General features: G+C 69.9%; 12 protein-coding genes. 4 read left to right on the forward strand and 8 right to left on the reverse strand.

From position 1 onward, the window contains the following. The first annotated feature begins 26 nt into the window (after positions 1-26). Positions 27-470: a hypothetical protein gene (locus FHU30_RS09395; protein WP_253874122.1), complete on the forward strand. Its 444-nt coding sequence runs from the start codon at positions 27-29 to the stop codon at positions 468-470. A 100-nt stretch (positions 471-570) separates the two neighbouring features. Beyond that, on the forward strand, positions 571-1,386 hold the full coding sequence (locus tag FHU30_RS09400; protein ID WP_253874124.1) for an SAM-dependent methyltransferase: 816 nt from the start codon (positions 571-573) through the stop codon (positions 1,384-1,386). 1 nt (position 1,387) lies between these two features. Here the strand turns inward: FHU30_RS09400 and FHU30_RS09405 are convergent, their stop codons facing one another. The 3 genes from FHU30_RS09405 to FHU30_RS09415 all read right to left on the reverse strand — a co-directional run bounded on the left by FHU30_RS09405 (position 1,388) and on the right by FHU30_RS09415 (position 3,405). Then, positions 1,388-2,344, reverse strand: a complete 957-nt coding sequence (locus FHU30_RS09405) for a hypothetical protein (protein WP_253874126.1) — start codon at positions 2,342-2,344, stop codon at positions 1,388-1,390. 275 nt (positions 2,345-2,619) lie between these two features. After that, positions 2,620-2,847: a hypothetical protein gene (locus FHU30_RS09410; protein ID WP_253874128.1), complete on the reverse strand. Its 228-nt coding sequence runs from the start codon at positions 2,845-2,847 to the stop codon at positions 2,620-2,622. Positions 2,848-2,985: 138 nt separating this feature from the next. Beyond that, positions 2,986-3,405 (reverse strand): ATP-binding protein, encoded by a 420-nt coding sequence (locus FHU30_RS09415; protein ID WP_253874130.1) that lies wholly within the window; start codon positions 3,403-3,405, stop codon positions 2,986-2,988. Between the two features lie 343 nt (positions 3,406-3,748). Between FHU30_RS09415 and FHU30_RS09420 the strand changes: the two genes are divergently transcribed. Together FHU30_RS09420 and FHU30_RS09425 are read left to right on the forward strand one after the other, a co-directional pair. Next, a complete protein-coding gene (locus tag FHU30_RS09420; RefSeq protein WP_253874132.1) occupies positions 3,749-4,630 on the forward strand; it encodes a helix-turn-helix domain-containing protein in 882 nt (293 codons plus the stop codon). Then, complete coding sequence (locus FHU30_RS09425; RefSeq protein WP_253874134.1) at positions 4,627-4,815, forward strand: DUF397 domain-containing protein; 189 nt, start codon at positions 4,627-4,629, stop codon at positions 4,813-4,815. The genes FHU30_RS09420 and FHU30_RS09425 overlap by 4 nt, the downstream gene beginning before the upstream one ends. Here FHU30_RS09425 and FHU30_RS09430 read toward each other — a convergent pair. From FHU30_RS09430 to FHU30_RS09450, 5 genes are all read right to left on the reverse strand, one after another. Beyond that, a complete protein-coding gene (locus tag FHU30_RS09430; protein ID WP_253874136.1) occupies positions 4,793-5,665 on the reverse strand; it encodes a thiopeptide-type bacteriocin biosynthesis protein in 873 nt (290 codons plus the stop codon). The genes FHU30_RS09425 and FHU30_RS09430 overlap by 23 nt on opposite strands. Continuing rightward, positions 5,662-8,049, reverse strand: coding sequence for a lantibiotic dehydratase (locus FHU30_RS09435; RefSeq protein WP_253874138.1), 2,388 nt, complete (start codon positions 8,047-8,049; stop codon positions 5,662-5,664). The genes FHU30_RS09430 and FHU30_RS09435 overlap by 4 nt, the downstream gene beginning before the upstream one ends. Positions 8,050-8,060: 11 nt before the next feature. Next, positions 8,061-9,590: an MBL fold metallo-hydrolase gene (locus FHU30_RS09440; RefSeq protein ID WP_253874140.1), complete on the reverse strand. Its 1,530-nt coding sequence runs from the start codon at positions 9,588-9,590 to the stop codon at positions 8,061-8,063. Continuing rightward, positions 9,577-11,331 (reverse strand): amidohydrolase family protein, encoded by a 1,755-nt coding sequence (locus tag FHU30_RS09445; protein WP_253874142.1) that lies wholly within the window; start codon positions 11,329-11,331, stop codon positions 9,577-9,579. The genes FHU30_RS09440 and FHU30_RS09445 overlap by 14 nt, the downstream gene beginning before the upstream one ends. Positions 11,332-11,464: 133 nt before the next feature. After that, positions 11,465-11,791, reverse strand: coding sequence for a hypothetical protein (locus tag FHU30_RS09450; RefSeq protein ID WP_253874144.1), 327 nt, complete (start codon positions 11,789-11,791; stop codon positions 11,465-11,467). Positions 11,792-11,943 lie beyond the last annotated feature (152 nt).

Below are 11,943 nucleotides of genomic sequence, written 5' to 3' on the forward strand. Positions count from 1 at the left end.
CGCTCGCCGCGCCCGAAGCTGGACGCATGACGACGACGAACGTCCCGCGTCCGCGACCGCGCCATCGCGTCGGCCGGGTCCCCGCCTCCGAACGCCTGCTCGCCGGGGCGCTCGCGATCGGCGCCGCCGTCCTCGTGGTCTGGACGGTCGGCATGGCCTTCTCCATCCCGCCCGCCGAGCCGCGCCCGGTGAACTGGGCGCTGCTGTGGTGCGGATTCGACGCGATCGAGGTCGTCGCGATGGCGATCGCGGCGGTGCTCGTCCGGCGGCGCGACGCGCTCGCGCCGATGGCGCTGTCCGCGCTCGCGACGCTGATGGTCGCGGACGCCTGGTTCGACATCATGACGGCCCGTTCCGGCTACCTCCCAGCGGCCCTCTCAATGGCCGCATTCCTGGAACTCCCCCTGGCCGCCGCCCTGACCGCCTTCGCCGTCCGCATCACCCGCCGAGGCGCAACGCAGGCTTCGTGAGCGGCGCATCGCAGCCATCGTGACCAGCGCATCGCAGACGTCTTGGAACCGTCCTGATGAAAGATCGCGAAGATCGCGGCGGGTGTGGTTGTCTGGGCGCATGAACGAGATTCGGCCGGTGCCGCCCGGTATCGACCCCTCGGTGCCCAGCGTGGCCCGGATGTACGACCACTACCTCGGCGGCAAGGACAACTACGCGTCCGACCGGGAGGCGGCGGCCGCGGTGATCGAGGCCAGCATCCGGACCGGCACCGACATCAGGGTGGCGGTCCGGGACAACCGCGCGTTCCTCGGCCGGACGGTCCGGGCCCTCGCCGAGGCGGGCGTCCGGCAGTTCATCGACATCGGCGCGGGCCTGCCGACGCAGGAGAACGTGCACCAGGTCGCGCTGCGCGCCGCACCCGACGCCCGCATCGTGTACGTGGACAACGATCCGATCGTCCTCGTGCACGCGCGCGCGTTGCTCGCCGACAACCCGCGCACGCGCGTCATCGAGGGCGACCTGCACGACCCGGCCGCGATCCTGGACGACCCCGAGGTCACCCGGCACATCGACTTCGGGCAGCCCGTCGCGGTCGTGTTCTGCGCGATCCTCCAGTTCATCCCGGACGACGCGGAGATCGCGGCCATCCTGGAGACCGTCCGCGGCCGGCTGGCGTCCGGCAGCCACCTGGTGATCTCGCACCCGTTCCCCGGCGAGCAGCCGGACGAGGTGTTCGACACCGTCAGCGACGTCTACACCCGCACCCGCTCCGGGTCGTTCACGATCCGCGGCAGCAAGGCCATCACCTCGTTCTTCGCCGGCACCGAGCTGCTCGAACCCGGCATCGTGCCCGTCCAGAACTGGCGGAACGGCGACACCGAGCCGGACTTCACCGTCCCGTCCTACCTGGGCGGAGTCGGCCGCCTCATCTGAGTCAGCCGATATAGCCGAGCTTGTACGCGCCGACGAGGGCCGCGACCGCGAGCAGCACTCCCAGGACCAGCGAAGCGATCTTGGCGGCGCTGTACGGGCGGCTCCCGTGCACCACGCCCGTGACGCCGTTCACCACGAGGTTCCAGGGCTTCCCGCCGTACATGTACGACCCGATCCACACGGGCAGCAGCACCAGCTTGTACGTCACGTCCGCGTAGCTGATCTCGATGTGTTCGAGGCGCTGCTCGTTGCCGCCGATGTCGTCGACGCAGGCCCGGTGGATGACCTTGCCCATCCGCTGCTTCGCGAGATCAAGGCCGGTCTCGGGCTCGACGTCGTAGCGCAGCGACTCGTGTCCGGCGATGTATCCGGCCTGGAACGGCACCACTTCATCGAGCGGCCAGCGGCCGAGTTTGCTGAGCGTCTTCTCGTCCATCCGGCGCGTCCCCGGGACGAGGACGTCGTCGAAGTTCCGCGCGACCGTCCCGCTGACCCGCCGCCACCGCGTCTTGCGGACCTGCCGGGACCGCTGCTCGGACTTCCCGTTCACGGTCTCGGTGTAGTACTCGGTGTCGTAGTAGTGGTCGCCGCGCTTGCCCCGGTAGCGCGTGACCGTGCAGGCGTCGAACGTCCAGTGCGGCAGGTAGGTGCTCGCCATGGTCTCCGCCTCGGTGATCCTTTTGAGGCGGTTGGGTGCGAACCAGCGGGATCCCGTCCATTCGGTCAGCGCGTCCGTGGCCGCCGCGCGGTCGAGCCTGAACGGCAGGACGGCCTCGGGCGCGACCTGGTGGTCGACGCCGTTCTCCACCACGAGCGGCGCGGTGCAGAACTGGCAACTCTGCGAGACGGCGTCCCCCTGAAGCTGGGCCCCGCAGCTCCGGCACGCGTACCGCTGCCCGGCGAACGTCCGCGCCGGCACGCGCGGCCCACCCGTCAGCTCCGCAATAGGATGCTCCACAACCAAACGATCCGCTTCGGGAAGTTCTTCTTCGACGCCGCAGGTCGGGCAACGCAGAACGGACGTCCCCGGCGCATACTCCGTAGCGGACCCGCACTCCTCACAAACCGCGCTCATCGCACGGAACCCCGCAGCAACCCGTCCGCAATGAACCGCCCGAACAGCCCCATACTGACTCCTCGTCTGACAACCCACCCGAACTCGGGTTGGACGCGCCGGTCGCCGATCCGGTTTCGCCCGGCCCGCCCCGCGGAGTCACTCCAGGTCGTCGGGCCTCACCGTCGAAGCGGCCCTGACCTCGATGCCGACGACCTGCCCCCGCCGTTCTCCAGCACCGCGTCCACCTCGCCCTTGTCCTTGGTGCGGTCCGGACGCGGGTCCGCGTCGACCTCTTCCTTGATCGCCAGAAGCAGCTCCGGGACGCACTGGTTCTCATCGATCGCCATCCGGTCCGCGCCGGCGACGAACCCGGTCGGATCGGCGAGCCCCCCAAGCCGTCCCACTGGCCGTCCCATTGGTCGCGAGGTCGCTGACACGCTGGTCGCTACTGACCTGACACGCTGGTCGCAAGATCGCTGACACATGGGTCGCGTGATCACCGTCGCGCCCGCCGGATTATCGCCCGGGGCGGCCCGGACTGGTCAGCTTGCGGGGAAAGCGGCGGTGACGGTGCGGGACCGGTCGGTGCCGGACCAGCGACACCGATCGGCGAGCGCCGCGACGAGGATGAGCCCCCGACCGGATTCGGCCAGCTCGTCGGACGCCCCGTCCGCCGGAACCTTGGGCCCGCCCTGGTCGGTCACCGAGACGACGACGCGCTCCGCCTCGACCAGCACGCCGACCTCGAACACGCCGCCGTCCTCGCCGGACCGCGTGTGCTGGACGGCGTTGGCGGCCAGTTCATCGACGACGAGAAGCATGTCGTCCAGCGAAGGGTGAGCGGGAAGCAACGCCCGCAGAAAAGAACGCGCCTGCCTGGCCTGGTCGGGACGACCGGGAAAAGCACGCTGCCAGTACATCTGCGCGCTGGACGGACGGGACTGGGGTATCGCGAGCAGCATCGGCCTACTCCGTGGACACGAGCGAGGTTCAACCGGTAACCCGGCGTGGTCGCAATCCAGTCCACTGCGCTGAACGCCCCGAGTCTCGGTTTCGACCTCCCTGTCCGCCTCTCCGGCCGATTCCTACACTGCGCCAGGCGACCGCAACCGCCCCGCACGTTCAGCACCGGAACGTTCCCCACACGAACGTTCCCGCGCGGGACACGACCGTCCGCAAAAAGCCCAGGCAAGAACGAGAATGACCACCGTGCGTCACGATTCGTCGCCTATCGTGCTGATCAGGTCTGACCGATCACGTGGCCGAACTTGACCCCCCGGCCGGTTCGTTCAAGGGAGAACGCGCGTGAGCAGCCCCTATGTGCGTCGCCGTCGACTGGCCATCGAACTCCGCGACCTCCGCGAGTCCCATGGCCTGACCGCCGACGACCTCGCCGCCCGCATCCACCAGTCCCGCGTCAAGATCTCCAAACTGGAGAACGCGCACGGCCGCCCCGACCTGGCCGACGTCATGAACATCCTCCGCGCCCTCGAAATCCCCGACAAGGAGTGGCGCCACTACATGGAACTCGCCACCGACGCCGCCCGGAAGGGCTGGTGGGACAAGTACGGCGACACCATGGGCGACCGCCAGCGCATCTACGCCGACCTCGAATCAGGCGCGGAATCCATCCGCGAGTACCAGCCCGGCATCCTTCCCGGCATCCTCCAGACCGAGGAGTACATGCGCGAGCTCGTCGACCGGAGTCGTGGGGGCGGCCCGATCAAATTCGTACCGGAGCGCATGATCAAGGCTCGCCTTCAGCGGCAGGAGACCGTACTGCGCCCGGACGGCCCCCACTTCGAAGCCATCCTCGATGAAGTGGGCCTACGCCGTTACCACTCGTCCGCCGAGGTGTACGTCCCCCAGCTGCATCACATGGTCACGCTGGTGGAATCCCACCCTCGCGTCTCGCTGCGCATCCTCCCGCTACGCACCGAGCCCATCGCCGGCCTGATGCCCCGCGCACCCATGTCCATCTACACGTTCCAAGACCCCGAGGACCCGACCGTGCTGGTGGAGCCCACCGTCACCACCGACCTCATCTCCACGCTTCCGTCGGAGACCGCCCATGCCCTGAAACTGTACGAGCACGTACGCAGCGCGGCACTATCGGAAGTGAGCAGCCTGGGCTTCCTCAGTTCGCTCGCCGATGAGATCGGCGATACGGCAGGATCGACCACATGACCACGAAGTACTACGGCTGGCGCAAGGCCACGCGCAGCGAACCCGGTGAGAACTGCGTCGAGGCGGCTCGCTCCACGACAGGCACAGTCGGCGTACGCGACACCAAAGCCAAAGGACGAGGCGCCATCCTCGACTTCACTCGGGTCGAATGGGCCGCCTTTCTCACGGAGCTTCGCCACACCTAGACGCTCCTTGGAGGTCTGGTTGGAGTAGGCGGGTCATCGCGCTGGTGACGCTCCTAAGCTCCTTGGGGCGGAGGCCGAGGCCCCAGCGGTTGCATTGGAACGTTGCGTTGGCGGTCAGCCAGGAGCGCTTTCCGACTGTGAGTGCGCCCTCGAAGGCGAGTGGGGTTAGCTCGCGCGCGGTTTGTTCGTTGGCGTTGATTGCTTGGCGTAGGAGGCGTATCTCGGCGGGGGCGAGCTGTCCGGTCAGGGCTGGCGAGAGACTGTAGATGCCTTGTGCGAGCTTGGGGTCGATGCCTTCCGAGTCGTCTGGGGCTACGGGTGCGATGAGGGCGTCGAGGCGTTTCCAGACGTCCCAGACCTCGGCCGAATCCTCCAGGCAGAGCATGAGCAGGTGGTTGACCATCGCTGCCCAAAGGACGGACGCGGCGACAGTGGCTTCCTGCGTCGCCTCGTAGCGGAGGGCGAGTTGGGTGTCCTGGTCCCAGTGGCGGTGGGCGAGGGCCATTCCGGCTTGGCCGCCGAAGCGGTGTTGTTCTGGTTCGTAGACGGCGAACCGGTGTCCTACGAGTTTGCCATGCTTGGTCTCGTTCTCGATCCAGGCGGTCAGGTCCGGGGTTAGGCGGTCGGCTAGGTCTGGGCCTTGGAAGCGCAGGCGCAGGCCCGGGTATTTGCGGACGAAGAAGCTCTGTTCGAAGCGGCCTTCGGCGCGCCAGCGCTCGAAGGCTTCCGCGAGTCGTGCCCACGGGATTCGCGGGCCTCTGGTGGTGGGGTCGGTGCCTATGAGTAGGCGCACTTCGAGCCAGGGGGCGCCTTCGTCCACTGGTTCGTGTAGCTCGGTGACGTCCCTCATGGCTTGCGCACCTTTTTCCAGTAGCGGGTGTCGTGCCAGGTCACCGCTAGTTCGCAGGCGTACCGGTGGCCGGTGTCGGGGCATTCGATCCAGGGCTGCGCGGCGCCGTGGGCCTCGAAGAACTCCACGGGACGCGGCTGTTCCTCCAGCCTGTGCAGCATCGCCGCGACCGCGAACGGGCCGGTCGTCATGAAGAACAGCGGCGCGGCTTCCGGATCGTCCTCGATGACCGTCCACACCGCGTCCGGGAGGCCGAGGTCCTCTGCGCGGGCGCGCCAGGCCAGGTAGCGATCCGCCTCGTCCAGGTCGAGGATCTCGTTCAGGTCCCGCTCGCCCAAGGTCCAGCGGGCGGGCGACAGCGCGGCGGACGAGGGCAGTTCGATCCTCGGGATGCGGGTGCCCGGCGCCGGCCGGGGCAGCAGGCGGCGGCAGATGAACTCCCAGCCGTGGCCGAGCGCGAGCCGGTGCAGGACGAAGCCGCGCAGGTCCCATCCGCCGACGCCCGCTGCCGAGTTGCAGACCGGGACGAGCGCGTCGCCTCGCCCCGGGTCTTCGAGCCAGGGACGTAGGGATTCCGTCCGGACCACCGTCTTCGTCGTGTCGTCCGTTGAGATGAGCCGCCGTTCGGTCACGGTGGGACGGGTCGCTACGTTGAGGCTGGGCGGGTCGGCGGCCGCGACCTCCATCGCCTGTGCCGTTCGCGGCGGCCAGGACGCATACCAATTCCGGACGGCGACGGCGAGGGGGGAGGACGCATCCGGCTCGCTCAGCAGTGGCTCGAAACGGGCGGACAGTGCCAGGGGTTGCGGCCTCCCCCATTCGACGCGCAGGGCGCCGGAACCGGCCACGGCCAGCACGACGGCTCCGCCGGGACCGGCGATCGGGTCGGAAGGCAGTTCTTCCGCCGGTATCCGGTACGGGATGTACGACAGGGGCGACGTGCGCAACCGGTCGCGCCAGCGGCGCGCGGGCGCGTCCCTGTGAATGCGGAGGTCCGAGTGGATGCGTGCCGCCGCGCCGGTCGGCCGTCCCATGCCGGTCATCACGCGGTACGCAGCGCCCGCGTTCCGGACGATGTGGTCGAGCGGGATTTCCGTCTCGTCGCCGAGCAGGAGTCGCATGGACGACCTTCGGAGCAGCTCCGGGCCCTGGTCCTCCTCGTAGTAGGCCAGCGTTTCGGCAACGGCGCGTCTGACCGTTTCCCGGAATGTGGGGTCCCAGGTCGCCGCGAGCCCCGGACGGTAGTCGACGCGTATCGGCCATCGCGGGACGCCGTCCTCGATGCCCGCTCGACCGGCGAACGCGCGGATCTCCTCCCCGATGGCCGTCAGGCATCGGCGGAGTTCGTCCACTCCTGTCCGCTCAAGGCGTTCGGCCAGATCACGGCAGGACGCGCGCAGTCGCATCACGGTCGCCGTCCAGCGTTCCCGGTCGTCGTGCAGGAGGTCGTCGCCTACCTTCGCGAGTGCGGCCCAGGGATCGGTTTCCGCTGGTGGTAGCCGGACGGGCGCCTTCCCGCGATACCTGGGCTCTCGCGTGAGGGCGTCCAGGATCGTCCGGAAGACGGTCAGGTCAGGGGCGACCGCATAGCGGGGCTCGGCGGGGTGGAGGACGAGCCGCCCCGACCGTCCCGATTCGTCCATGGCTACCGGGACGACGCCCGCCCACAGGCCGTGCGGCGTGGGACGGGTCGCCGCACGGACGAGGTAGGCGAACACGCCGCGTTCCATGCGTTCGGTCCGGACCGCCGATCGGGTGCTCGCGCTTCCGGTGCGGACAGACGATCGCGTGGTCACGCCTTCGGTCCGGACGGTCGATCGGGTGGTTGTGCGTCCGGTGGCCGCCTCGGTCCGCAGTTCGGCTTCCCAGCTCGCCGAAAGGTCGGGGCTGGCCAGCAGGAGCGCCTTCCGGAAGCGTTCGCCGGCTCCGATACAGCGCAGGAGGAGGCGGTGCCGTCGCAGGGCGGCGGCGTGTTCGGCCGCGAACGCGGCGCGCAGTTCCGCGAGCCTCAGCCGGGATCGCTGTTCACCGAGGAGCGCCTCCGCAAGCTCGCGATCGACCGACCGGAGCACCTCATCGAGGTTGCCGATCGGTTCGGTGTCCCTGTGGATCTGGCGCTTCACGCCGAGCAGCAGATGGCGGGCCCGGCGGTCCGCTGTCGCCGGAACCGCCGCGTGCAGGAGCGCGTCCAGCCGCGGGCGCCGCGCGATGATCCGGTTTCGTACGGCGCCGACCAAGCGCGCGGCCGCGGCCAGCGCCGGAGCGTGGAAGGGATCGAGAGCGTGTGCCGGAAGAGCCGCGCAACGAAGCACCGCGTCGGGGAAGACCTCGATGGCGGCGGCCACCGGGTCCGGTTCGTCCGGGGCGGGGTTCGTGGGTTCCATTTCGCGTCCCGTCAGCCGAACGGCCACTCGTGGCCCGGCGCGCGGACGGTCTCGAAGGACGCCGGGAGCCCGGCCAGCGAGTCCCCCGGACGCAGGACGACGACCCGGACGGGCGAGCGTCCGTCGAGCCCGCCGGGCAGCCGGATCCGGCGCGACGCCGCGTCCACCACGCGCTCAGGGAACGGGTCGAAGTCGACATCCTCGGTGCCCGTCCCGTCCAGGCGCGGCCCGAGGCCGGCGGACCAGTACCAGGGCGCTCCGCCGTCGCCGTACGGGATCAGGTAATGGGCGCCGAAGCGTTCGGCCAGGTCGATCGCCTCGTCCGGGCCGTTCATCAGGCGGCACCGCGCGGCCCACAGGTCCGGCGGGACGAACGGCAGGTAGCTGCCCACCGACGAGAACAGCAGCTGGACGGGATAGGTGATCCACCCGCGGTACCCGCTGAACACCAGGTCGACCGGGCCGTGCTCGGCATGCCAACGGGACGCGACAGATCGGACATCCCCAAAGGCGTCCCGCCCGCTGTCCGAAACGAACGCGGCGCTGAAGTCGGCCGTCTCGACGATGTAGGTGTTGCCGCGGTTGCGGATCTCCGGATGCAGCGTCGTCTCGTCGGTCGGCTGCTCGCCGTAGAACGGCAGCGCGTGCACCCGCGCGTCACCGATCTGGATGGACGACCACCAGTTCAGCGTCGTCACGTTGGTGAAGCCCAGTTCGCGGAGCCGCGCGGACATGTCGGCGCAGAGCAGCGTCTCCGGGCCCGAGTTGGGGACGATCACCGGGGTGTCCGGCGGCAGCCGCAGCAGGGACGCCGCGTCGAAGTGGTCCGGATGCGAGTGGGTGATCAGGACGGTGTCGAGCCGTCCGAACGCCGACAGCGCGAGCGGCTGGTACGCGTCGGGGTACTCCGGGCTCCGGGAGAACTGGAACGGGTCGATGACCAGCCGCGCCGCCCCCGAGCGGATCACGACGGTGTTGTGCCCGACGAAGGTGACCTGCGACCGGTCGAGGGCGCGGGCGGCCTTGGGGCATCCGTCGTCCGAGCCGGTGACGACCATGCCCGCGTTCACCAGGGCATCGAGCAGGCCGCGCGCCCGGCCGCCTGGCGCGGCGCGTCCGTTCGGTCCGAAGCCCGCCAGGCCGCCCGCCTGACCGGCCAGCGTCGCGACCAGCGCATGAACCTCGGGCCAGGCCTCCGGATCCACGGTCGTCCGGAGGCGTCGGCCGGACTTCCGGTGCTCGAACGACAGCAAGCGAGGACGCGCCAACCGCGGGTCCGGATACAGCACATCATTGTTGAGGCGCCATTCCCGTCCCGCGCGACTGGCGATACCGGCGAACTCGCGGCTCCCGACCACCTCGCGCAGCAGCAGCGGGCCGGCTTCGACGACCGCGTCCAAGCCGTGCTCCCGCGCGTGCTCGATCACCGGCCTGAACACCTTGCGGACCGACTCGCTCGGACGCATCGTGACGGGACTGCCGAAGCGCGTCCTGTCGTCGTAGCCGACGGCGAGCGCGACGTACGGATCAATGGTCTGCATGAGCCGGGTCGCCTTTCCGATGCGCCGGATCGCTCTCGCCATGGGGCTTGTCGGCCGTCCACGTGCGGGCGGTCGAGATGCGCAGCTGCGTCGCGGTCTCCTCGCCAAGGCGTTCCGCGTGGATCTCCGCGAGTCGGCCGAGCAGCCGGGCGTCCTCAAGGAACCGCCGGAACGTCTCGTCGGTGACGCCCTCGTGCCGCATCCAGGTCAGCGTCTCCTCCAGCGAGCCGAGCCCGGTCTGCCGGACGAACCCGTGCAGCTCCTCGGTGATCTCCTCCCGGCTCACGGCGACGCCGGCGCGCTCGGCGACGTCCCGCGCGAGCAGGCGGAACAGCGCCTTCTTCTGCAGGACGGCCAACGTCTCGCCAGTCCGCGCAACCGCCGCGTCCTCTTCCTCGGTGCGCCCGACGAGCGCGCCCTCTTCTGCGCTGCGCCCGACAAGCGCGCCCTCTTCTGCGCTGCGCCCGACAAGCGCGTCCTCTCCTGCGGCGTCCGCGACAGCGGCGTCCCCTTCTGTGGTCTTCGAGAGAGTCGTCGTGGTGCGCGCGACCGCCGAGTCAGGTGGACGGGGCGTCCCCGCGAGGGAGCAGGGCACCGGCCGGCCCATCAGCACTTCGAAGTTGCGGCGGTAGAAGCGGTCGCGCTCGTCCTCGCTCCGGCCGGTGAGGGACGCCTCGACGCGTCCGAGGGGATCGTCCCCGCCCTCGTCGTGCGGGTAGTCGCTGCCGAACATCAGCGCGTCCGGGCCGAGTTCCCCGATCAGCCGGCCGACGTCCTCGAACGGGAAGGGCGTCAGCTTCACCTGCCGCCGGAAGTACTCGCCGGGCGCCATCGACAGGCGCTCGCCGTGGCTGTGCGGGGCGAAGGACGGCGCGAGGTCGAGCCACCGCTGGAACCCGGGCGCCCACGTCGCGCCCTGCTCGATGATCCCGCAGCGGAGGCCGGGGAACCGCTCGAAGACCCCGTCGAAGATCAGCGCGGCGACCGCCATCTGCACCGGCGCCGGCATGCCGATCAGGGTCAGCTCGGCGAGCGTCGTGTCATGGCCGGTCGATCCGTCCCGGTCGGCGAGCCCGTTGTCGGCATACACACGATGGACGAGCGGCCCGCCGCCCCCGACATGGAACACCAGCGGACGCCCGGCCTCCTCCAGCATCCGGTAGACAGGATGCAGTGCCGGATGGGTGAGGCTGAACGGTCCGACCGGATAGGTCGGGACCTCGATCGCGGCGCAACCCATCGCGAGCGCCTCCGCGCACGCCTCGATGGCACGCTCCGGATCGTCAAGTGCGACCCAACCGACAGGCAGAAGGCGCGGATCGCGGCAGAAATCCACCATTCCCCGGTTGTGCGCCCGGACCGCGCCGTACAGGACGTCCGGGTCGAAGTCGATGCCGCCCGGCACGCCGGGGCAGTCGATCAGCGCGACATGGCTGTAGGTGGAGAACACCAGCTGGGACCGGAAACCCAGCACGTCGAGGGCCGCGGCGCGCTCGTCCGGCCGGAAGGCGCCCCGCGCGCGCCAGTTCTTCTCCGCCATCACCGCCTTGCCCGAACTCGTCCCCTCCGGGGTGTCCGCGGCGACGGCGGCTTCGGCCAGCGGCTCCAGGCCGTGCAGGTCGAGCGGCCGCAACCTGTCGCGGATCGCGGTGTCGGCGTATCGGATCAGCCAGTCCGGAGTCTCCATGAGGTGACTGTCAGCGTCGTTGATGATCCGGCCGCCGGTGTACGTTCCCGTCACTTGCCTTCCCCTTCCGTCCTCGGCGCCGCCCCCGCCGCCGGGCGGAGCGCGGCACCCTTCGAGGAAGAGCGGAGCCGACCGCGCGGTCTCCCAAGCGCACGGACGGCCCCGCTCCGGTCTTCGGTTCGTCAGATCAGCAGAACCAGGGGCACATCACGGTGACCGGCGGGAGGACGAGCGACTGGAACTCGCCCATCTCCTCCGGGTTCTGCGGCACGATGCCCTCGATCTCGTCCCGCTGGACGCGGTCCACGATCTGGAAACCCCGGCCGCCGGCGGCGCCACCGTTGCCGTTCAGGAGCGCCGTCATGCGCTCCAGGCCATCGCCCTTGATCCGGAGGGCCTCCAGGAAGCTGTCGCGGATGAAGTACAGGGCGCCCTGCTCGTCCTTCAGGACCAGGCCGCCTTCCGCGCCGGTGTCCGCCTCCGTGGTCGCCGTCGCCACTGTCTGGGTCAGCACTTGCTACCTCCCGTTTCGCTCGGTCGAGCCGTTCTGGAACCGCGTCCCCGGGAACGCGGAGCCGGTCAGGCGGCCACCGGTTCGGCACCGGTGCTGCGACCCTTCGCCGCCGCGAGATCGGCTGTGTCCTCAGACTCGGCGGCGGATGTACA

Origin of the sequence: Actinomadura rupiterrae, from assembly GCF_024172125.1 — a bacterium.
In the GTDB taxonomy this organism is placed as follows: domain Bacteria; phylum Actinomycetota; class Actinomycetes; order Streptosporangiales; family Streptosporangiaceae; genus Spirillospora; species Spirillospora rupiterrae.